Source organism: Blautia fusiformis (genome assembly GCF_020686995.1).
GTDB lineage: Bacteria > Bacillota > Clostridia > Lachnospirales > Lachnospiraceae > Blautia_A > Blautia_A fusiformis.
The window spans coordinates 222,103-244,710 of record NZ_JAJEPT010000003.1; the positions used below are offsets into that span (position 1 = coordinate 222,103).

At 47.7% G+C, this 22,608-nt stretch carries 15 protein-coding genes and 1 tRNA gene; 13 read left to right on the forward strand and 3 right to left on the reverse strand.

The genetic code is table 11. The features are described from left to right. Positions 1-29: 29 nt before the first annotated feature. Positions 30-4,271, reverse strand: a complete 4,242-nt coding sequence (locus LKD46_RS04560) for a 2-hydroxyacyl-CoA dehydratase (RefSeq protein ID WP_118369015.1) — start codon at positions 4,269-4,271, stop codon at positions 30-32. 302 nt (positions 4,272-4,573) lie between these two features. Here LKD46_RS04560 and tgt point away from each other — a divergent pair, with 302 nt between their 5' ends. The 11 genes from tgt (at position 4,574) to LKD46_RS04615 (ending at position 18,157) form a co-directional block, all read left to right on the forward strand. Further along, on the forward strand, positions 4,574-5,725 hold the full coding sequence (tgt, locus tag LKD46_RS04565; protein WP_015527155.1) for a tRNA guanosine(34) transglycosylase Tgt: 1,152 nt from the start codon (positions 4,574-4,576) through the stop codon (positions 5,723-5,725). 157 nt (positions 5,726-5,882) lie between these two features. Then, complete coding sequence (gene yajC / locus LKD46_RS04570; protein WP_015527154.1) at positions 5,883-6,197, forward strand: preprotein translocase subunit YajC; 315 nt, start codon at positions 5,883-5,885, stop codon at positions 6,195-6,197. Positions 6,198-6,905: 708 nt separating this feature from the next. Beyond that, positions 6,906-8,267 (forward strand): SPFH domain-containing protein, encoded by a 1,362-nt coding sequence (locus tag LKD46_RS04575; protein ID WP_114002139.1) that lies wholly within the window; start codon positions 6,906-6,908, stop codon positions 8,265-8,267. A gap of 84 nt (positions 8,268-8,351) precedes the next feature. After that, entirely contained in the window at positions 8,352-9,437 is a 1,086-nt protein-coding gene (locus LKD46_RS04580; protein ID WP_022426084.1) for a TFIIB-type zinc ribbon-containing protein, read from the forward strand. Between the two features lie 13 nt (positions 9,438-9,450). Then, positions 9,451-10,251 carry a TPM domain-containing protein gene (locus LKD46_RS04585; protein ID WP_092068322.1) on the forward strand — a complete coding sequence of 267 codons (801 nt, stop codon included), beginning with the start codon at positions 9,451-9,453 and terminating at the stop codon, positions 10,249-10,251. 265 nt (positions 10,252-10,516) lie between these two features. Further along, a complete protein-coding gene (leuB, locus tag LKD46_RS04590; RefSeq protein ID WP_015527150.1) occupies positions 10,517-11,602 on the forward strand; it encodes a 3-isopropylmalate dehydrogenase in 1,086 nt (361 codons plus the stop codon). A 119-nt stretch (positions 11,603-11,721) separates the two neighbouring features. After that, positions 11,722-13,395, forward strand: coding sequence for a dihydroxy-acid dehydratase (ilvD, locus tag LKD46_RS04595; protein WP_092068317.1), 1,674 nt, complete (start codon positions 11,722-11,724; stop codon positions 13,393-13,395). Positions 13,396-13,410: 15 nt separating this feature from the next. After that, entirely contained in the window at positions 13,411-15,093 is a 1,683-nt protein-coding gene (ilvB, locus tag LKD46_RS04600; RefSeq protein ID WP_015527148.1) for a biosynthetic-type acetolactate synthase large subunit, read from the forward strand. After that, positions 15,086-16,168 carry a 3-phosphoserine/phosphohydroxythreonine transaminase gene (gene serC / locus LKD46_RS04605; protein WP_118514353.1) on the forward strand — a complete coding sequence of 361 codons (1,083 nt, stop codon included), beginning with the start codon at positions 15,086-15,088 and terminating at the stop codon, positions 16,166-16,168. Before ilvB ends, serC begins: the two co-directional genes overlap by 8 nt. Beyond that, positions 16,168-17,331 carry a phosphoglycerate dehydrogenase gene (locus tag LKD46_RS04610; protein ID WP_227573875.1) on the forward strand — a complete coding sequence of 388 codons (1,164 nt, stop codon included), beginning with the start codon at positions 16,168-16,170 and terminating at the stop codon, positions 17,329-17,331. Before serC ends, LKD46_RS04610 begins: the two co-directional genes overlap by 1 nt. A 400-nt stretch (positions 17,332-17,731) precedes the next feature. Further along, a complete protein-coding gene (locus LKD46_RS04615; protein ID WP_227573876.1) occupies positions 17,732-18,157 on the forward strand; it encodes a hypothetical protein in 426 nt (141 codons plus the stop codon). Between the two features lie 82 nt (positions 18,158-18,239). Here the strand turns inward: LKD46_RS04615 and LKD46_RS04620 are convergent, their stop codons facing one another. Continuing rightward, complete coding sequence (locus LKD46_RS04620; protein WP_227573877.1) at positions 18,240-19,211, reverse strand: carbohydrate kinase family protein; 972 nt, start codon at positions 19,209-19,211, stop codon at positions 18,240-18,242. 215 nt (positions 19,212-19,426) lie between these two features. Between LKD46_RS04620 and glgB the strand changes: the two genes are divergently transcribed. Together glgB and LKD46_RS04630 are read left to right on the forward strand one after the other, a co-directional pair. Beyond that, positions 19,427-21,700, forward strand: coding sequence for a 1,4-alpha-glucan branching enzyme (glgB, locus tag LKD46_RS04625; protein WP_227573878.1), 2,274 nt, complete (start codon positions 19,427-19,429; stop codon positions 21,698-21,700). Between the two features lie 125 nt (positions 21,701-21,825). Next, positions 21,826-21,898, forward strand: a tRNA-Thr gene (locus LKD46_RS04630). A 354-nt stretch (positions 21,899-22,252) separates the two neighbouring features. Here the strand turns inward: LKD46_RS04630 and LKD46_RS04635 are convergent. After that, the coding region (locus LKD46_RS04635; protein WP_227573879.1) for a hypothetical protein at positions 22,253-22,608 on the reverse strand (356 nt) is incomplete at its 5' end.

Genomic DNA, 22,608 nt, shown 5'->3' on the forward strand with positions numbered 1-22,608 from the left:
AAAAAGATGTTTGTAACCTACATTTCTTGTTATGCGTCTTTTTTATCGTCTTTATGCAGATTCTTCTGTGCTGTGGAAAGCATAAGTTTGATCCTGTTCAGCTGATTTACTTCGCTGGCACCTGGATCGTAGTCGATGGCAACAATGTTGGCTTCCGGATGCTCACGGCGAACTTCCTTGATGACACCTTTTCCTACGATGTGGTTCGGCAGGCATCCAAAAGGCTGGATGCAGACGATGTTCGGGACACCGCCGTGGATGAGTTCCATCATCTCTCCGGTCAGGAACCATCCTTCACCGGTCTGATTTCCGGCAGAAACGATGGGCGCAGCCATTTTTGCAAGATCACGGATATCTGCGGCCGGTGTAAAGTGGCGGCTCTGCTCCAGGGCTTCATTTGCTGTTTTTCTCAGCCAGTCGATGGCTCTGAGACCAAGATTTGCGATGGTTGCCTTGGATTTCTTGAATCCAAGCTTTTCAACCTTGAAATTCTGGTTGTAGAAGCAGTAGCAGATAAAGTCGATAAGATCCGGAACAACCGGTTCTGCCCCTTCTGCCTCCAGAAGATCTGCCAGGTGATTGTTGGCAGCAGGCAGGAACTTGACAAGGATCTCACCTACGATACCAACGCGAGGCTTTTTCTCATCGGAGATCGGGATCGTATCAAAATCATGGACCATCTCACGGCACATTTTTTTGAAGGTACCATGGCTGACGCTGCTGCCTGTTACGAAGGCAATGACGCGCTGCTCCCAGATCTTGTGCTTACGGTTTACGATACCCTTTTCCAGCTCGTAAGGACGCATGCGATATACGCATTTCATCAGGATATCACCGAATACGGCACCGTAAACGATACGCTTGATCAGCGGCAGTGTCAGCTTAAAGCCAGGGTTGCTCTCCAGTCCGCTTAAGTTGAGGGAGATAACCGGAATCTGCTCCATACCGGCTTTTTTCAGGGCGCGGCGGATGAATGCGATATAGTTGGAGGCACGGCAGCCGCCGCCTGTCTGAGACATGATGACTGCAGTTTTGTTCAGGTCATATTTGCCGGAAAGAAGAGCATCCATGATCTGTCCCACAACCATCAGGGACGGATAGCAGGCATCGTTGTTTACATATTTAAGACCCACATCAACAGCATGCTTGTTGTCGTTGGGGAGGACTTCCAGGTTATAGCCGGATGCTTTAAAAGCAGCCTCAAAGATTCCGAAGTGGAATGGAGACATCTGCGGGCAGAGAATGGTGTACTCCTTACGCATCTGCTTGGTAAAGGATATTTTCTCAATGGAAGCCGGATTGATGTTCCTTTTTTTATTCTGTGCCTGTTTTGCACGGATAGCAGCGATCAGGGAACGGATACGGATCCTTGCCGCACCCAGGTTGTTGACCTCATCGATCTTCAGGCAGGTGTAGATCTTGTCACTTCCATCCAGGATCTCATAAACCTCATCGGTGGTAACGGCATCAAGTCCGCATCCGAAGGAATTCAACTGGATCAGATCCAGATCCTCTCTTGTTTTTACAAAATTTGCGGCAGAGTAGAGACGGGAGTGATACATCCACTGGTCGTTGACACGGATGGGACGCTCCAGATGTCCAAGGTGTGCAACGGAGTCTTCGGTAAATACGGCGATTCCGTAGCTGTTGATCATATCCGGGATACCGTGGTGGATTTCCGGGTCAATATGGTATGGACGGCCTGCAAGAACGATTCCGCGGCGGCCGGTTTCTTTCAGGTACTGCAGGGTTTCCTCACCCTTTTTCTGGATATCCGTATGTACAGCTGCAAGTTCTTCCCAGGCCTTGTGGGCAGCAGCTTTGACCTCGGCGGCAGGAATATCCTGGAATTCTTCCACAAGGCGGTTTGTTAGGATATCCTCGGAAGTAAATGCCAGGAACGGGTTGCGGAAGGTGATGGATGGATCACTGAGCTCGTCCACATTGTTCTTGATATTTTCCGCATAGGAAGTAACGATCGGGCAGTTATAATGGTTGACCGCATCCGGGAACTCGTTGCGTTCGTAAGGGATGCATGGGTAGAAGATAAATTTCACACCGTTACGGATCAGCCATGTGACATGTCCGTGAGCAAGCTTGGCCGGGTAGCATTCGGATTCACTTGGGATGGACTCAATACCCAGCTCGTAGATCTTACGTGTGGAAGTAGGAGAAAGCACCACCTGGTATTTCAACTCTGTGAAGAAGGTATACCAGAACGGGTAATTCTCAAACATATTCAGAACACGTGGGATACCAACCTGTCCACGGGTAGCCTTATCTGCGGAAAGTGGTTCATAGGAAAAGAGCCTCTTATATTTGTAATCGAAAAGGTTCGGGATATGATCCTTGTTCTTTTCTTTTCCAAGTCCGCGCTCACAGCGGTTTCCGCTGATGTATTTACGGCCGCCGGAGAATTTGTTGATGGTCAGACGGCAGTTGTTGGTACATCCGCGGCAGTTTGCCATGGAGGTGGTGTACTGGAGGCTGTTGATCTGATCGATGGAAAGCATGGAGGTTTTTTCACCCTCCTGATAGCGCTCCCTTGCGATCAGAGCAGCACCGAAGGCACCCATGATCCCGGCGATATCCGGGCGGATGGCCTGGCAGTTGGCAATCTTCTCAAAGCTGCGGAGAACTGCGTCATTATAGAAGGTACCACCCTGTACAACGATATGCTTGCCAAGCTCGGAAGCATCGGAAACCTTGATAACCTTGTAGAGGGCGTTTTTGATAACGGAGTAGGCAAGACCAGCGGAGATATCGGAAACCTCAGCGCCTTCCTTCTGGGCCTGCTTAACTTTGGAATTCATAAATACAGTACAGCGTGTTCCAAGATCAATGGGATGTTTTGCAAAAAGAGCTGCTTTTGCAAAGTCCTGTACTGTGTAGTTCAGAGATTTTGCAAAGGTTTCGATAAAGGAACCGCAGCCTGAGGAACATGCTTCGTTGAGCTGTACACTGTCAACAGTCTGGTTACGGATCTTGATACATTTCATATCCTGACCGCCGATATCCAGGATGCAGTCTACTTCAGGATCAAAGAAAGCAGCTGCGTAATAATGGGAAACGGTTTCGACTTCACCTTCGTCAAGAAGAAGTGCCGCTTTGATCAGGGCTTCGCCGTAACCGGTGGAGCAGGAAAAAGCAATTTCTGCATCTTCCGGAAGAAGGCTGTAAATCTCTTTGATGGAGTTGATGGTGGTTTTCAGCGGGTTTCCGTTGTTACTGCTGTAGAAGGAATAAAGAAGAGTTCCGTCTTCGCTTACCAGCGCGGTTTTTGTTGTGGTAGAGCCGGCGTCGATCCCCAGGAAGCATTTTCCCTTATAGGTGGAAAGATCTCCGGTTTTTACCCTGTAGGCACTCTGACGGTTATGGAAAGCCTGGTAGTCGTCCTCTGTGGCAAAAAGCGGCTCCATACGTTCTACCTCAAAATCCAGCTTGATGGTAGTCCGCATGCGTTCCTTCAGTTCAGTCAGGGAAACGGTAACATCCTGCTTTGCATTCAGGGCGGAGCCGATGGCTGCGAACAGATGAGAGTTGTCCGGTGCGATAATATGTTCATCATCCAGCTTCAGGGTTCGGATAAAAGCAGTCTTCAGCTCAGAAAGGAAGTGAAGAGGCCCGCCAAGGAAGGCAACATGTCCGCGGATCGGTTTACCGCAGGCAAGACCGGAAATGGTCTGGTTGACAACTGCCTGGAAAATGGAGGCAGAAAGGTCTTCCTTAGTTGCTCCGTCGTTGATCAGTGGCTGGATATCTGTTTTTGCGAAAACACCGCAGCGTGCCGCAATGGGATAAAGTGCCTTGTAATGTTTGGCGTATTCATTAAGACCTGGTGCATCGGTCTGGAGCAGAGATGCCATCTGGTCAATGAAGGAACCGGTACCGCCGGCACAGATGCCATTCATACGCTGCTCTACATTTCCGTTTTCGAAATAGATGATCTTGGCATCCTCGCCTCCAAGCTCGATAGCAACATCCGTCTTTGGTGCCAGCTTCTGCAGGGAAGTGGATACGGCGATAACCTCCTGTACAAAAGGTACTTCCAGATGATTGGCAAGTGTCAGTCCGCCGGAACCTGTAATGACCGGACAGAGTGTCAGTTCACCAAGCTGATCCTCAGCTTTCTGAAGAAGATCTGCAAGGGTTTCCTGGATATTTGCAAAATGTCTCTCATAGTCGGAGAAGACAAGCGTATCGTTTTCGTCTAAGATCGCAATCTTAACAGTGGTGGAACCAATGTCAATTCCAAGTGTGTGTTTCTTCATAAAAAATTGATTTCCTCCTCGTTGTATCTATACAGGGGTTGCCCGACTCTGACATTTCTGTCAGATGGGAGTTGTTTCTTCTTATTATAAAGGATTTTTAAGCGAATATTCTATATTATACGATATCGTTTAAAAAATGGCAATGTAAAAGTTTAACAATCAGTAGCCGTAAAGAAAAAAATGTGTTATGATATTGACTAAAAGTTTTGAAAGATATTTGCATCGGTAGCTGGTTATGGCTGTATCTGCGACGCAGATGCCGGGCAGAGACAACTTTAAAATGTTTTTAGAAGGGAAATGAAATGGCAGAATATAAACTGATCACAACAGAAGGAAGAGCGAAAAGGGGCGAGTTTAAGACGGTCCACGGAACGATCCAGACTCCTGTTTTTATGAATGTAGGAACAATTGCAGCAATTAAAGGTGCAGTTTCCACTGTGGATCTTCATGAGATCGGTACACAGGTAGAGCTGTCCAATACCTATCATCTTCATGTGCGCCCTGGCGACAAGGTGGTAAAGCAGCTGGGAGGTCTTCATGAATTTATGAACTGGGACAGACCAATCCTTACCGATTCCGGCGGATTCCAGGTGTTTTCGCTGGCGAAGCTTCGTAAGATCAAGGAAGAGGGCGTGTATTTTAACTCTCATATCGATGGTCATAAGATTTTTATGGGACCGGAGCAGAGCATGCAGATCCAGTCAAATCTGGCCTCTACCATTGCAATGGCCTTTGATGAGTGCCCAAGCAGTGTGGCAGACAGGGATTATGTACAGAAATCGGTAGCGCGTACAACACGCTGGCTTAAAAGATGCAAGGATGAGATGGCTCGTCTGAACAGTCTGCCGGATACCATTAACAAGAACCAGCTTCTTTTTGGCATTAACCAGGGGGCTGTTTATGAAGATATCCGTATTGAGCATGCCCAGGCTATCGCGGAGATGGATCTGGACGGCTATGCAGTGGGCGGCCTTGCAGTTGGTGAAAGTCATGAGGAGATGTACCGGATCCTGGATGAGGTAGTTCCGCATTTGCCGCAGAACAAGCCGACGTATCTTATGGGGGTTGGTACCCCGGCCAATATCCTGGAGGGGGTTGAGCGTGGTATTGACTTTTTTGACTGTGTATATCCCAGCCGTAACGGCCGTCATGGTCACGTGTATACCAACCATGGCAAGATGAATCTTTTTAATGCAAAGTATGAGCTGGATTCCAAACCGATCGATGAGGAGTGCCAGTGCCCGACCTGCCGTCATTACAGCAGAGCGTATATCCGTCATCTTCTGAAGGCGAAGGAGATGCTTGGCATGAGGCTTTGCGTTCTGCATAATCTGTATTTCTATAATCATATGATGGAAGAGATCAGGGATGCGCTGGATGCAGGGAATTTTGCGGCTTATAAGAAGATGCGTCTGGAAGGCTTTGAGGAAGGCAGGATCAACGGGAACCGGTAAGTTTTATTTATAAAATTTGTGTAAATTACTTTGATTTTATAAGAAAACTCTTGAAGGTTTTTTGGTTTTTGTGTATGATAATACGAAGTGACACTTTTAGAGGTCAGTAACGGCGGGGGTACCGCAGATTATTTGTTTTTAGCAGGAGGAATTTGAAATGATCGCATCATCTACAGCGGCAGCTGGCGGACTTAGCGCGGGTCTTGGTATTGTCTGGATCGTAGTTCTGTTTGGAATTATGTATTTTATGATGATCCGTCCGCAGAAGAAGGAGCAGAAGAGAACTCAGACTATGTTGAACAGCATGGAGGTTGGTGACAGTGTTGTTACTACCAGTGGTTTTTATGGTGTTGTTATTGATATGACTGAGGAAGATGTTATTGTTGAGTTTGGTAATAATAAGAATTGCCGTATTCCTATGAGGAAGCAGGCGATTGCTGAGGTTGAGAAGGCTGATCAGGCTTCTGCTTGATGCTTTTTTCGCAATAACTTGAATATGAGAGAGGCACTGCGTTTTTTGTGACGTGGTGTCTTTTTTTGTATTTGTATGTGGACGAACGGACGAACGAACGGATGAAGGGACGCCGGGGAAGGGGATGCTGGCTGGTCTGCGGCTTCGTCGGGGGCTGGCTTCTAGGACGCCGGAAATCTGCTAAAAGCGTTTTTAAAAAGTCCGAACTCGCGGCCTGCTGCCGCTCAGACAGCGGACTTTTGAAAAACAACGCAGATTCCCGTCGTCCAAGAATCAGCTCCCCTCCTGCAGAAGCAGAGCCATCCAGCATCCCCTTCCCCGGCTGGTGCTTCCGGTGAGAAAATAGTGTCGTTTGACGGTTGGTTGTGGGTCGTCAGCGCTGCGCTGGACGACTGCAATGGCTGAGTTTGTGTTTGGTTGGGTGGGGACGGCTGAGGCGCTGCGCTGTCAGCCTGGGGTTGCGGATGTGCCTAGAATTGCGGATGTGATGGGAGAATAGCCTTTGATGCCAGCGCAGATGGATTGTGTGGATGTGCTGAGATTGCGGATGTGATGGGAATATAACAATTGTAATATTGTATAGAAATAAGTGGATTTTTGGTAAAATTCGTGTAATAATGATGTTACTATCAGAAATGAGAGTGACGATGGCTTTGGAATATCGTAAAATTGTAAATAAGAATGAATTTTCAGAAAGGGGTTGGATTTATGGGTCTTATCAGAGCGGCTGTGGGTGCAGCGGGTGGTACGTTGGCGGATCAGTGGAAGGAGTTTTTTTACTGTGAGGCTATGGATAAAGAAGTGATGGTTGTGAAGGGGACGAAGAGGTCTTCTTCCAGGTCTTCCAATAAACATGGGAGTGATAATATCATTTCCAGCGGCAGCGGGATCGCTGTGGCGGATGGTCAGTGTATGATGATCGTGGAGCAGGGAAAGGTTGTTGAGGTTTGTGCGGATCCGGGAGAGTATACGTATGATGCTTCTACGGAGCCGAGTATTTTTTCAGGTAGTCTGGGTGACGGAATCAGGAAGACCTTTGATACGATCGGGAAGAGGTTTGCTTTTGGCGGTGATACGGGTAAGGATCAGAGGGTGTATTATTTTAATACCAAGGAGCTTGTGGATAACAAGTTTGGTACTGCTAATCCGATCCCGTTCCGGGTTGTGGATTCCAGGATCGGGCTGGATGTGGATGTGGCTGTGAGATGTCATGGTGTTTATTCCTACAGGATCGCGGATCCCCTTCTTTTTTATACGAATGTGTGTGGAAATGTGGAGCGGGAGTATACCAGAGAGGAGCTGGACGGACAGCTGAAGGCGGAGTTTATCAGTGCGCTGCAGCCTGCTTTCGGAAGGCTTTCGGAGCTGGAGTTGCGTCCGAATCAGATCGTGACTCATAATACGGAGCTGGAGAATGCCATGAATGAGGTGCTTTCTGCCAAGTGGGAGGAGCTTCGTGGGCTTAAGGTGGTCAGTGTGGCACTTGGTTCTGTGACATTGCCGGATGAGGATGCCGAGATGATCAAGCAGGCTCAGCGTACGGCTATGATGCGTGATCCTGCTATGGCTGCGGCTACTCTGACCGGGGCCCAGGCGGATGCTATGAAGGCTGCGGCTTCTAATTCAGCAGGGGCTATGACTGGTTTTATGGGCATGGGTATGGCTGCTAATGCAGGTGGTCTGAATGCGCAGCAGTTGTTTGAGATGGGCCAGAAGCAGCAGGCGCAGCAGCAGAGTGTACAGCAGCAGGCAGCGCAGCCGGTTTCGCCGGCAGGGAACGGAGCAGGGGCTGCGGCTGCGGCTGGTTCCTGGACCTGCAGTTGTGGTGCGGTTTCTTCGGGGAAATTCTGTCCGGAGTGTGGTGCATCGCGTCCGGTGGAGGACAGCTGGACCTGTTCCTGCGGTACGGTGAATAAAGGCAAGTTCTGTATGAACTGCGGAGCGAAGAAGCCGGAGAAGAAGATGCAGTATCGTTGCAGCAGGTGCGGATGGGAACCGGCAGATCCGGAGAATCCACCGAAATTCTGCCCGGAGTGCGGTGATCCGTTCGGACCGGAGGATGCAGTATAGATCAGAAAGAGAGATGGTCAGGAGCAAAATGCAGGGTAACTCCTGCCGGTTGTTGGATACAGAATGATGAAGTGAGGTGAATATATGGCGAAGATGCAGGAGTTTAAGTGTCCGTGCTGTGGTGGCTCCATAGAGTTTGACAGTTCTGTGCAGAAGATGAAGTGTCCGTTTTGTGATACGGAGTTTGATGTTGGTACGTTATCGGAATATGCCCAGACTGTGGAGGAAGAGCAGCCTGAGGATATGAGCTGGTCGGATGAGGCCGGCAGTGAGTGGCAGGACGGGGAGAGTGAGGGGCTGCGTACCTATGTGTGCAAGTCCTGTGGCGGTGAGATCGTGGGAGATGCCAATACGGCAGCAACGGCCTGCCCGTTTTGCGGAAGTCCGGTGGTAATGACCGGGCAGCTGTCCGGTGCACTGAAGCCGGATTATGTGATCCCGTTTAAGCTGGACAAGAAAGCGGCAAAGGAGAGGCTGAAAAAGCATCTTACCGGTAAGAGACTTTTGCCGAAAGCATTTAAGTCAGAGAATCATATCAGCGAGGTTAAGGGCATCTACGTTCCGTTCTGGCTGTATGACACAGACGCAGACGCAGATATCCGTTACCGTGCAACAAAGACCCGGTTCTGGAGCGATAGTGATTATGATTATACGGAGACCAGCTATTATGCAGTACATAGAAGTGGTTCTCTTGGTTTTGATCATGTACCGGTGGATGGCTCTGCCAGCATGGAAAATGATCTGATGGAGTCTATAGAGCCTTTTGATTTCAAAGAAGCGGTGGATTTTCAGACTGCGTATCTGGCTGGATATTTTGCAGATAAATATGATGTGACAGCCAGCGAGTGTGAGGAACGTGCCAATGAGCGTATCCGCCGCAGCACAGAGGCTGCATTCCGGGATACGGTGAGAGGATACGCCAGTGTGGTACCGGAGAATACCAGTATCCGGCTTCATAACGGGACAACGAAATATGCGTTATATCCCGTATGGATCCTGCAGACGAAGTGGAAGGGTGATAATTACATATTTGCCATGAATGGTCAGACAGGGAAATTTGTGGGAAATCTGCCTACAGACAAGAACGCTTTTGCACGATGGTTCCTGGGAACAACGGGGGTCGTGGGTGTGATCACTTATATTATCCTGTATCTGATCTGGGCTTTGTAGGGAGGTGGATGCCATGAAAAAAAGAATATCTGTATTTTTGATATCGATCCTTTTGTGTCTGGCATGTGCTTTTCCAGTATGGGCAGGCACCGTAAGCCGTCTGGATGACCAGGCGGGACTTCTGGATGCAGAGCAGCAGGAGAGCCTGAGCAGTACTCTGGATGAGATCAGTGAGCGGGATCAGGTAGATGTTGTGGTCGTTACCGTTAACAGTCTTGAGGGAAAAACAGCCCAGGCGTATGCGGAGGATTATTTTATTGACCATGGATATGGGCAGGGGGAAAATGGTGACGGTATTTTATTCCTGTTGGATATGGGAGACCGTAACTGGGCCATTGCAACACACGGATATGCGATAGAAGTGTTTACGGATGCCGGACAGTCCTACATCATGGATCAGGTGAAGCCTTATTTAAGTGACGGTGATTATAACGAAGCGTTTCATAAGTTTGCCACGGAATGCGATGATTTTATCACGCAGGCAAATGAGGCAGAGCCATACGATGTGGAAAACCTTCCGGATGAGCCTTTTGCGGTTGGGATAAACCTGCTGATCGCTCTTGCTGTGGGGCTTGTGGCAGGATTACTGGTGACCGGAAATATGAGAAGAAAGCTGAAAACTGTGCGAAAACAGGATCGGGCGGCTTCTTATGTGCGGCAGGGCAGTATGAATGTGACCAGAAGTAATGATTTTTACCTCTACAGTACGGTATCAAAATCTGCAAAACCGAAAAATGAGGATAATAACGGTGGTTCCAGCACCCATACCTCATCTTCCGGTGATACCTTCGGTGGTTCCAGCGGGAAATTCTGAGAAGATCATCAGGAAAAACAGAATATGATAAAAAAAGAAAGACTGCTGTACCGGAATGGTAGGGCAGTTTTTCTTTTTTTGTGTGCGAAAGTATGTCTCTGTGGCGGCAGAAACAGGGAATTGCTGTTTATTTTTTGCATTCCGGAAATAACTTTATCTATTTAATAGGTTGAAATCCGTCGAAAAGTGCGTTATGATAATAACAATTATCCACACCAGTGCGTTAAAATTTTACAGCACAGGGGAAATCGGAGGAGTGAATAAAATGGAGTACAAGATTGCCCTGATTCCGGGAGACGGAATCGGTCCGGAGATTGTTGCCGAGGCCAAAAAAGTTTTAGACAGAGTATGTGAGAAATACAGTCATAAATTTTCATACACAGAGGTTCTTTTAGGAGGGGCATCCATTGATGCTCACGGAGTACCTCTTACAGAGGAAGCCATTGCCCAGGCAAAAGCTTCTGATGCAGTACTGATGGGTTCCATTGGCGGCGATGCCAAGACATCCCCGTGGTACAAGCTGGAGCCGTCCAAACGCCCGGAGGCAGGTCTTCTTGCGATACGTAAGGCGCTGAACCTGTTTGCAAACCTTCGTCCGGCTTATCTTTACAATGAGCTTCGTGATGCATGCCCGCTCCGTGATGAGATCATCGGAGATGGTTTTGACATGATCATCGTAAGAGAGCTTACAGGAGGTCTTTATTTCGGAGCAAGAAAGACTACTGAGGAGAACGGAGTCCGCACAGCAGTAGATACTCTTTCTTATAATGAGAATGAGATCCGCCGTATTGCCATTAAGGCATTTGAGATCGCACGTAAGAGAAGAAATAAGGTTACAAGTGTAGATAAAGCCAATGTTCTTGATTCTTCCAGACTCTGGAGAAGTGTAGTAGAGGATGTGGCAAAGGACTATCCGGATGTAACACTGGAGCATATGCTGGTTGATAACTGTGCAATGCAGCTGGTACGTGATCCGAAGCAGTTTGATGTTATCCTTACAGAAAACATGTTCGGAGATATCCTCTCTGATGAGGCAAGTATGGTGACCGGTTCTATCGGAATGCTTTCCTCCGCAAGCTTAAATGAGACAAAGCTTGGTCTCTATGAGCCGAGCCATGGTTCTGCACCGGATATCGCAGGCCAGAACAAGGCAAACCCCATCGCAACCATTCTTTCCGCTGCTATGATGCTGAGATATTCTCTGGATCTTGATAAAGAAGCAGATGCTGTGGAAACAGCAGTACAGAAGGTTCTTACAGAGGGTTACAGAACAGGAGATATCATGTCTGACGGATGCAAGCTTGTCGGAACCAAAGAGATGGGCGATCTGATCGCAGATGCCATTGCATAAATGAAGCGGGACAGAGAGAAGAAAACGAAACAGAACAGAAAAACCCGGTACCTGGAAGAGGAAGTCTATAAACAGATACCGGATCCTATCGTAAAGAATAAAAAGGAGAGACCTTAAAAATGAAAAGTGATACCGTAAGAAAAGGCACACAGCAGGCACCACATCGTTCCCTGTTCAATGCCCTTGGAATGACAAAGGAAGAAATGGACAAACCACTGGTAGGAATCGTAAGTTCTTATAACGAGATCGTACCGGGACATATGAACCTTGACAAAATTGTAAATGCTGTAAAGCTCGGCGTTGCAATGGCTGGCGGCACACCGGTTGTATTTCCGGCGATCGCAGTATGTGACGGAATCGCAATGGGACACGTTGGAATGAAATATTCCCTTGTTACACGTGACCTGATCGCAGATTCCACAGAGGCCATGGCATTGGCTCATCAGTTTGATGCCCTGGTCATGGTTCCCAACTGTGACAAAAACGTACCTGGCCTTCTGATGGCAGCGGCAAGGATCAACGTTCCTACTGTATTCGTAAGCGGCGGTCCGATGCTTGCCGGCCATGTAAAAGGACACAAAACCAGTCTTTCCAGTATGTTTGAGGCAGTAGGCTCCTATGCAGCAGGAACCATCACAGCAGATGATCTGGAAGAATTCGAAAACAAAACCTGCCCGACCTGCGGATCATGTTCCGGTATGTACACTGCGAATAGCATGAACTGCCTGACAGAGGTTCTCGGTATGGGACTGAAAGGAAACGGTACCATCCCGGCCGTATACTCCGAGCGTATCCGTCTTGCAAAACATGCAGGAATGCAGGTAATGGAAATGTACAGAAGGAACATCCGCCCAAGAGACATTATGACAAAAGAGGCAGTTTTAAATGCACTTACAGTAGATATGGCACTTGGATGCTCCACAAACAGTATGCTTCATCTTCCGGCTATCGCACATGAAATCGGAATGGATTTTGATATCAGCTTTGCAAATGAGATCAGTGAGAAGACCCCGAACCTTTGCCACCTTGCACCGGCAGGCCCGACCTACATGGAAGATCTTAATGAGGCCGGTGGTGTCTATGCGGTCATGAATGAGCTGAACAAGCTGGGACTTCTCCATACAGAGTGTATGACAGTAACCGGAAAAACAGTAGGTGAGAATATCAAAAACTGTGTAAACCTGAATCCGGAGGTTATCCGCCCGATCGACAATCCGTATACAAAGACAGGCGGACTTGCCGTACTGAAAGGAAACCTTGCACCGGATGGTGGTGTTGTAAAACGTTCTGCTGTTGTACCGGAGATGCTGGTACATGAAGGTCCTGCACGTGTATTTGACAGCGAGGATGACGCAATTGTTGCCATCAAGAGCGGTAAGATCGTAGAGGGGGATGTTGTGGTTATCCGCTATGAGGGACCAAAGGGTGGCCCTGGAATGAGAGAGATGCTGAACCCTACATCTGCCATCGTGGGAATGGGACTTGGTTCTTCCGTAGCCCTGATCACCGACGGACGTTTCAGCGGTGCATCCAGAGGAGCCGCTATCGGACACGTATCACCGGAGGCAGCAGTAGGCGGCCCGATCGCACTGGTTGAGGAAGGCGATATCATCAGCATCAATATTCCGGAGCTGAAACTGGAGATCAAGGTTTCAGATGAAGAGATGCAGGCTAGAAGAGAAAAATGGCAGCCAAGAGAGCCGAAGGTGACAACCGGATATCTGGCAAGATACGCTTCCATGGTAACATCCGGAAACCGTGGTGCGATCCTGGAAGTACCGAAAGCAAAATAAGGAGGAACGAAAGATATGCAGCTTACAGGTGCAGAGATCATCGTAGAATGTCTGAAGGAACAGGGCGTTGATACCGTATTTGGATATCCGGGCGGCGCGATCCTGAATGTTTACGATGCCTTATATGAATACAAAGATGAGATCACACATGTACTGACCTCCCACGAGCAGGGTGCATCCCATGCTGCTGACGGTTATGCAAGAGCGACTGGAAAGGTGGGTGTCTGCCTGGCAACCTCCGGTCCAGGAGCAACTAACCTGGTAACAGGGATCGCGACTGCATACATGGATTCCGTACCGATGGTAGCCATTACTGCAAACGTAGGAAGACCACTCCTGGGAAGAGATTCTTTCCAGGAGGTTGATATCGCAGGTATCGTAATGCCTGTAACAAAATACAGTTTCATCGTAAAGAATATCGAAGATCTTGCAGATACGTTAAGAAGAGCATTTTATATTGCAAAAAGCGGAAGACCCGGCCCGGTGCTTGTGGATGTCCCGAAGGATATCACAGGAATGAAATATGAATATGAGCCATGCCATCCGGCTACGGTTAACCGTGAGATCAAAAGTATCCGTAAAGAAGATATTGATCAGGCACTGGAAATGATCAGAGAGGCAGAGAAACCGTTTATTTTTGTTGGCGGCGGATGTGTGATCTCCGGTGCTGACCAGGAAGTACGTGAGCTGGCTCGCAGGATCCAGGCTCCTGTCTGCGATACTCTGATGGGCAAGGGTACCTTCCCGGGAGAAGATCCTCTCTATACAGGTATGGTAGGTATGCACGGAACCAAGACTTCCGATCTTGGCGTAACAGAGTGCGATCTTCTTATTGTTCTCGGTGCACGCTTCAGTGACCGTGTAACAGGAAATACCAAAACTTTTGCACATAATGCAAAAATCCTTCAGATCGATGTGGATGCTGCGGAGATCAATAAAAATATCAAAGTGGATGCCAGTGTGATCGGTGATGTGAAGGAAGTGCTGAAACGCCTTCTGGAGGAAATTCCGAAGAAAGAACATCCGGAGTGGATCGCACATATCCAGGAATTGAAATCAAAATATCCGCTGAATTATGATCACACACAGCTTACAGGTCCGTATATTATAGAGAAGCTTTATGAGTTGACCAACGGTGATGCGATCATCTCCACAGATGTTGGACAGCATCAGATGTGGGCGGCGCAGTATTATAAATACAAAGAGCCGAGAACTCTTCTTACTTCCGGCGGCCTTGGAACCATGGGCTACGGCCTTGGCGCTGCAATTGGCGCGAAGATGGGCAGACCGGAAAAAACAGTTGTAAATATAGCAGGTGACGGATGCTTCCGTATGAATATGAATGAGCTGGCAACAGCTGCGCGCTGTGGCAGACAGCTGATCCAGATTGTTATGAACAATCATGTACTGGGAATGGTGCGTCAGTGGCAGACGCTTTTCTATGGAAAGAGATACTCTTCCACAGTACTGGATGACGCCGTTGATTTTGTGAAATTATCAGAGGCGCTGGGTGCAAAAGCCATTCGTGTGACAAAGATGGAAGATGTGGAGCCTGCACTTAAGATGGCGCTGGCAGCAGAGGGACCTGTCGTTCTGGATTGCTGGATCGATCAGGATCTGAGTGTGTTCCCGATGGTACCGGCTGGTGCGAACCTTGATGATGTATTTGACGAGGAGGATATGAAGAAACATGAGTAGAGTGTATAATTTTTCTGCCGGACCGGCAGTGCTTCCGGAGGAAGTACTCAAAGAAGTAGCGGATGAGATGATGGATTATAACGGCACAGGAATGTCTGTTATGGAAATGAGCCACAGAAGTGCAGCTTTTCAGGAGATCATTGATACTGCAGAGAAAGATCTTCGCGAGCTTATGAACATTCCGGATAACTACAAGGTACTTTTCCTTCAGGGAGGAGCATCCCAGCAGTTTGCCATGATCCCGATGAACCTTATGAAAAACAAGGTCGCAGATTATATCGTAACAGGACAGTGGGCAAAAAAAGCTTATCAGGAAGCTCAGAAATACGGAAAAGCAAACAAGATCGCCTCTTCTGAAGATAAAACCTTCAGCTATATCCCGGACTGCAGTGATCTGCCGATCAGCCCGGATGCAGACTACGTATACATCTGTGAGAACAACACCATTTACGGCACAAAATTCAAAAAACTTCCAAACACAAAAGGTAAGACTCTGGTAGCAGATGTATCCTCCTGCTTCCTGTCTGAGCCGGTAGATGTAAGCAAATATGGTATTATCTATGGCGGTGTTCAGAAGAACATCGGACCGGCAGGCATGGTTATCGTGATCATCCGTGAGGACCTGATCACAGAGGATGTTCTTCCGGGAACCCCAACCATGCTTACTTATAAGACACATGCAGACGCAGGCTCTCTTTACAATACGCCGAATGCTTACTGCATCTATGTATGCGGAAAAGTATTTAAATGGCTGAAGAAGATGGGCGGTCTGGAAGTGATGAAACAGCGCAATGAGGAAAAAGCAAAAATCCTTTATGATTACCTGGATTCCAGCAAGCTGTTCAAAGGAACTGTAGTTCCGGAAGACAGATCTCTTATGAATGTACCGTTCGTAACCGGTGATAAGGAAATGGATGCCAAGTTTGTCAAAGAGGCAGCTGAAGCAGGACTTGTAAACCTGAAAGGACACCGTACTGTTGGCGGAATGCGTGCCAGCATCTACAATGCTATGCCAAAGGCCGGCGTAGAGGCACTGGTTGCATTCATGAAAAAATTCGAGGAGGAGAATGCATAATGTTCCAGTATCATTGCCTGAATCCTATCGCTGAAAAAGGTCTGAAACTTTTTGGCGATAATTATAAAAAAACAGAGACAGCTGACCAGTGTGATGCAATCCTTGTAAGAAGTGCAAAAATGCACGACATGGAGCTTGCGAAGAGTGTTTGCGCAGTTGCACGTGCAGGTGCAGGCGTCAATAATATTCCGGTTAAGGAGTATGCAGAGAAGGGTGTTGTTGTATTCAACACACCTGGAGCTAACGCAAACGGCGTAAAAGAGCTGGTACTTGCAGGTATGCTCCTTGCATCCAGAGATATCGTAGGAGGTATCGAGTGGGTTGCACAGGAGAAAGATAAAGAGCACATCGGCAAGCTTGCCGAGAAGCAGAAAAAACAGTTCGCAGGATGCGAGATCAGCGGCAAAAAGCTTGGTATCATCGGTCTTGGAGCCATTGGAGCCATGGTGGCAAACGCAGCATGCGGTCTTGGCATGGAAGTATATGGCTATGACCCATATCTTTCTATTGATGCGGCATGGAATCTGTCCAGAACCATCAAGCACAGCAAGAGCCTGGATGAGATCTACAGCCAGTGCGATTATATCACCATTCATGTGCCGCTTCTTGACAGCACTAAGAAGATGATCAACAAAGAAGCTTTCGATAAGATGAAGGACGGCGTGGTTCTTCTGAATTTTGCAAGAGATCTTCTTGTTGATGAGGATGCGCTGATCGAGGCTGTTGAGAGTGGCAAGGTTAAGAAGTATGTAACTGACTTTGCAAATGAGACAGTTGCAGGACGCGAGGGTATTCTGGTAACTCCGCATCTTGGTGCGTCTACAGAGGAATCTGAAGAAAATTGTGCAGAGATGGCTGTAAAGGAGATCCGCGATTACCTTGAGAATGGTAATATCAAAAATTCAGTTAATTATCCGAACTGTGATATGGGTACCTGTGTGGCTGTTGGAAGAATCTCTCTTGCGCACAGCAACACACCGAATATGATCAGTCAGGTTACCAAGATCCTTGGATCCGAGGGACTGAATATTGCGGATATGACGAATAAGAGTAAAGGGGAGTTTGCTTATACTCTTATTGATCTTGAGAGTGCGGCGTCTGCTAAGGCGTTGGATGAACTCAAGGAGATCGAGGGCATGTACAGAGTACGTGTTGTTAAGTAACAAAATGTAAAAAAATACTTTTGAAAAATACTGTGTTTCGTTCGGGTTGGCGAACGGACGCAGTATTTTTTTGCGAAAATAGGAAAACCGCAAAGGGGCCGCAAAGCCGCGGCCCCTCTGCACACCCCTCGGGCTTTTTTTTGAGTGCTTGGTTGTGGAGGGTGGGAGTTTTGTTGACTTGTGTCTGTATGCTGCGGTATTGGATACGGAAGGTTGAGCCGATGGAGGAGAACGGCCTGAGGGGGTTGTTGGGAGTGAAATAGTCTTGAGGCCGTTATATGTATGTGACGGTATTGGATGTGGAAGGTTGAGCCGAGAGTGAGGGGGGGAGGGGGTTGGTAGGTCTCGATGTGCGGGGCACATCTGCGGATTTTTTGGAATATTATAGAAGTGAATTTGAATGGTAAATATATCAAATGGGAATATATTAAATGCGAATATATTAAATGGGAATATATTAAATGGGAATATATTAAATGGGAATATATCAAGTGGGAATATATCAAATGGGAATATATCAAATGAGAATATATCAAATGCGAATATATTAAATGGGAATATATCAAATGAGAATATATCAAATGGGAATATATCAAATGCGAATATATTAAATGCAAATATATCAAATACAAACATAATGTGTAAATATAATATACGTAATGGTATTGGATATAAATTTTTATACGATAAGACATTAATAAAAATATATGATATAACAGGGAAAATACGTAGAAACTTCAACAATTGGCGGACAGGCGCGAAGCGCCGCCTCCGCGGTACGTGCCCGGAAAGAGGGGGTGCAGGGGGAGAAAAGCGGGCTTCGTAACTCCGAGTGCTTTCTCCCCCTGCGGTTTTCCTCAGCTTATCAAAGCTAATAAATAAGAACTATAAGAAAAAATAAAAACTAATTACTTGCGAGATGCGATGAAGTCAAGAACTTCATCCCTTGTAGGCATCACGCGAAGCGCGCCCTTCTTTGTTGTGATAAGAGAAGCTGCCGCATTTGCAAAAGTAAGCAGTTCTGCAAGGTTCTCGTCTGTGAGATCATCAAGCCCGTGCTCAAGAACATAGTTCAATGTGCTTGCGCAGAAGGTGTCACCGGCGCCGGTGGTTTCGATGGTGTGTTCCTGAAGGAAAGGAGCAGCCTCGACCTTCCGTCCGCGATAATAAGCGCGGCTTCCGTCTTTTCCCATTGTGATCAGCACAAGCGGGATATGATATTTTTCTTCGATAAGGGCAGCACCCTTGTCATAATCTGTTGTGTCGAAAAGAAATTCCACTTCATTATCAGAAATCTTCAGTACATCACAGCGTTCCATGCCGTATTCGATCTCTTTGCGGGCATCGTTCAGATCCTTCCAGAGTGGAGGGCGTAAGTTCGGGTCAAAGGTGATGATGCATCCGGCTTCTTTTGCCACGTCAAGAGCATAGCGGGTTGCTTCACGGACACCCTCATGTGTGGAAGAAAGTGTGCCGAAATGGAGGATCCTGGAATTGCGGATCAGATCGGCATCTACCTCATCCTTTGTCAGCATCATATCTGCACCTGGATTACGGTAGAAAGAAAAATCACGGTCTCCGTCCGGGTAAGTATGTACAAAAGCAAGGGTAGTGTGAATTTCATCGTCCATGACAAGATTTCTGGTATCAATGCCGCATTCTTCTACGGCAGCCTTCAGCTGCTTGCCGAACATGTCGTTTCCGACCTTTCCGATAAATGCAGTTTTTTTGCCAAGACGGTTCAGCATGGCAAGAACGTTACAGGGAGCTCCGCCCGGGTTTGCCTCGAAAGTAGGGTTTCCTTGGGAACTGTCACCGTTTTCTGTGAAGTCGATCAGAAGCTCGCCGAGAGCTGTTACATCATACTGTCTGTTTTCCATTGATGATTCCTCCTGATAAGTTATTTGTTTCATATTCTGCTTCATATTATAATCGTTACACATGATTTTGGGAAGGACCAAATCGAATTATTTTCTGTTCTGTTACCGGTTACTTGTGGTATTTTTTGCGAAGATTAGAACTGTTATCTTTATTTTTCTGTAAAATGGTGGTAAACTTAGTCTATAAAACAACAAATATGATGGAGGAGACGATTATGGCTGATAAAGCGTATGAATATATGGATTGGCCCAGGATCGAGGCGATCGTTTATGGGGAGGAGGCATCACCTCGTGATGTGATGCAGCCAAGGGTAACAGAGGATGGCGTTCTGATCCAGGGATTTTTTCCGGGAGCGGATGCTGCAGAGGTTGTTGTAGGGGAAAAGAGTTATCCGATGATCCTGGAAGATGAGGCTGGTTATTATGCTGTAATGCTTCCGCTGAAAAGGATTCCGGAATATCGTTTCCGTGTGATAAGAGGAAGCAGGAAAGAGACTTTTTACGATGCGTATGAATGTCCATGCCAGATCACGGAAGAGGAGGAACGAGCTTTTTGTGCCGGTGTCTATTACAAGGCATATGAGAAGCTGGGAGCGCATCCGGGGACCTGTGGCGAGGTAGAAGGAACATATTTTGCTGTCTGGGCACCCAATGCAATCCGTGTCAGTGTGGTCGGTGATTTTGACAGGTGGGATGGAAGGCGTCTTCCGATGCATCGGATGCCAATGTCCGGAATTTTTGAGATTTTTGTTCCAGGTGTACAGGCAGGGGCCTCTTACCAGTATGAGATCAAGATCAAAGGCGGCAATGTACAGCGGAAGTCTGATCCTTACGGAAATGGAACCCAGGGAGCGCCGTCTGTGATTTCTGTTGTAACAGAGCTGGGGGATTTTTTATGGCAGGATGAAGCGTGGATGAAGGAACGTGAAAGGTTTGCCAGCCGTGAAGTTCCGGTTTCCATTTATGAAACGGATGTAACAGAGTGGAAAAACAGTGGTGAACTGGTGGAGTTTCTGAAGGAAACCGGTTATACGCATGTAGAATTTCATCCGGTGATGGAGTATCTTGACCGAAGTTCAGGAGGATATTCTACGTCTGCGTATTATGCTGTGACTACCCGTTTTGGGACTGCGGCAGATTTCCGGACACTGGTGGAGGATCTTCATCAGGCAGGGATTGGCGTGATCCTGGACTGGACACCGGCTCAGTTTCCGCGGTTTGATGCAGGGCTTGAGAAATTTGACGGAACTCCTCTTTATGAAGTACAGGATCCGGCTATGGCCGTTCATCCGATGTGGGGCACCATGCTTTATAATTACGGAAGTCCTATGGTCAAAGATTTTCTTATTTCCAATGCGTTTTTCTGGCTGGATGAATTTCATGTGGACGGATTTCGGATGGATGATGTAGATGCGATGCTGTATCTGGATTTTGGAAGAGAGGCGGGACAGTGGACGGCTAATCTTTATAGTTCCAATGAGAATCTTCAGGCACTGGAGTTTCTGAAGCATCTGAATTCTATTGTGAAGAAGCAGTATCCGGGGATTCTTCTGATCGCACAGGAGGATGGTTTATGGCCGCAGCTTACAGACAGTGTGGAGAATGATCATCTGGGGTTTGACTATAAATGGAGTGGTGGCTGGACAAAGGATCTTCTTTCTTACCTGGAAGCAGAGCCTTTGGACAGACGAAATTATTATGATCAGCTGACGCTTTCCATGATGTATGCATATAGTGAGCATTATGTACTGACTCTGGGGAAGAGAGATGTGGGTACGTTAAAAGAGTTTCTGGAGAAGCTTCCGGGATCTTCAAGGCAGAAGGATGCTCAGCTGCGTGCTGCGTATGGCTATCTGATGCTTCATCCGGGTGTGAAGATGACAGCGCCGGATGGGGATGTGGGGCCGGAAATGAGGGCGTATCTGCATGATCTGAATGAACTTTACAGGAATCATCCGGCGTTGTATGCAATGGATGGTAATTCGGATGGGTTTGAGTGGATCCAGTTTACCAGCTATGATGAGAATGTGGTTGCGTTTCTCCGTAAGACGGAAAAGCCGGAAGAAACGATTCTTGCGGTGTGTAATTTTTCACCGGTATCTTATGACAGTTACCGGGTTGGTGTGCCTTTTGCGGGGAAATATAAGGAAATTTTCAACAGTGACAGTGAAAAGTTTGGCGGACAGGGTGTGGTGAATGCACGGGCGAAAGCGGCTATTCATATGGAGTGTGATAACAGGGAATTTTCTTTAAAGCTGAAGCTTCCGGCTTATGGTGTGGCGGTATTTGGGTGTACACCGGAGAAGGGGGATGTGAAGAAAAACTCTGTGAAGAAGGGAAATGTGAAAAAGACTGTGGGGAAAAGCAGGGGAAAGCGTATGGATAAAGCGAAAATGACGGTGGTTGAAAAATCTGTGGCTGTAAAGGATGCGGTAAAGGTTGTGAAACGGGTGGCTTCTCGCAGGAAAGGGGCTTCCGGGGATGAGTGATGGTTTGTGAATTAAATGGGAATATGGTTGGGGGTGATTGGAGGGTAAGGATTTGAGTGGATTGTAGGAAAAAGTGCTTGCATTTTTTGTAAAATACGGTATAATATCAGTTGTGTTTAGCACAAGCTGGAATAGCTCAGTCGGTAGAGCACTTCACTCGTAATGAAGGGGTCGTGAGTTCGAGTCTCATTTCCAGCTTATATATGACTGATGGGAGTCCGGTGTCTTTGGAATATGAAGATGCCGGGCTTTTTTTTGTGTGTATGGATGTGGTCGAGGGACGCCAGAGGAAGGTGGCATTGCTCGGTGGATGCAGTCGGGGATGCTTTTGAGGTTTTGTGAGAAGGATGGAGAGGGACGCCAGAGGAAGGTGGCATCGCTCCGGGAGTGGATGCAGTCGGGGATGTTTTTGAGGTTTTGAGAGGTGGATGTGGTTGAGGAACGCCAGAGGAAGGTGGCATCGCACCGGGCAGGGACTCCGTCGGGGGGATACTACTAGGGCTCCGTGAGACGGCTAAAAGCATTGCGGCAGGGCCAGAACTCGCCTCCGGCTCAGACAGCAGACCCTGCCGCAATAACGCCGTCTCCCGCAGCCCAAGTAGTAATCACCCCTCCTCCGCAGCAGCCCGGCCCGATGCCACCTTCCTCTGGCTGACGCTTCCAGCCGACAGGAAAAAACATGCGGGGGATGGAAGCGGACTGGGCGTCCTGTTCTGAAATGTCAGACCGGTACAGAATATTCCTATAAGTATCGAAGGATACAGAAACGGGATCGGCACAGCGTACCACTATAAGTACCGAAGAATCCCAGCACCAGATTGCAGATCGGCACAGCGTACCACCATAAGTACCGAAGAATACAGAAACCAGATCGGCACAACGTTCCATTCTGAGTACCGCAGCATACA

What these genes read in the sequence shown, in the direction of transcription:
- serC (WP_118514353.1), top strand. Translation starts at nt 15,086, where the DNA reads ATGAGTAGAGTGTATAATTTTTCTGCCGGACCGGCAGTGCTTCCGGAG.
- LKD46_RS04585 (WP_092068322.1), top strand. Translation starts at nt 9,451, where the DNA reads ATGAAAAAAAGAATATCTGTATTTTTGATATCGATCCTTTTGTGTCTG.
- ilvD (WP_092068317.1), top strand. Translation starts at nt 11,722, where the DNA reads ATGAAAAGTGATACCGTAAGAAAAGGCACACAGCAGGCACCACATCGT.
- tgt (WP_015527155.1), top strand. Translation starts at nt 4,574, where the DNA reads ATGGCAGAATATAAACTGATCACAACAGAAGGAAGAGCGAAAAGGGGC.
- LKD46_RS04620 (WP_227573877.1), bottom strand. Translation starts at nt 19,211, where the DNA reads ATGGAAAACAGACAGTATGATGTAACAGCTCTCGGCGAGCTTCTGATC.
- ilvB (WP_015527148.1), top strand. Translation starts at nt 13,411, where the DNA reads ATGCAGCTTACAGGTGCAGAGATCATCGTAGAATGTCTGAAGGAACAG.
- LKD46_RS04615 (WP_227573876.1), top strand. Translation starts at nt 17,732, where the DNA reads ATGGTAAATATATCAAATGGGAATATATTAAATGCGAATATATTAAAT.
- glgB (WP_227573878.1), top strand. Translation starts at nt 19,427, where the DNA reads ATGGCTGATAAAGCGTATGAATATATGGATTGGCCCAGGATCGAGGCG.
- LKD46_RS04575 (WP_114002139.1), top strand. Translation starts at nt 6,906, where the DNA reads ATGGGTCTTATCAGAGCGGCTGTGGGTGCAGCGGGTGGTACGTTGGCG.
- yajC (WP_015527154.1), top strand. Translation starts at nt 5,883, where the DNA reads ATGATCGCATCATCTACAGCGGCAGCTGGCGGACTTAGCGCGGGTCTT.
- LKD46_RS04580 (WP_022426084.1), top strand. Translation starts at nt 8,352, where the DNA reads ATGGCGAAGATGCAGGAGTTTAAGTGTCCGTGCTGTGGTGGCTCCATA.
- LKD46_RS04560 (WP_118369015.1), bottom strand. Translation starts at nt 4,271, where the DNA reads ATGAAGAAACACACACTTGGAATTGACATTGGTTCCACCACTGTTAAG.
- LKD46_RS04610 (WP_227573875.1), top strand. Translation starts at nt 16,168, where the DNA reads ATGTTCCAGTATCATTGCCTGAATCCTATCGCTGAAAAAGGTCTGAAA.
- leuB (WP_015527150.1), top strand. Translation starts at nt 10,517, where the DNA reads ATGGAGTACAAGATTGCCCTGATTCCGGGAGACGGAATCGGTCCGGAG.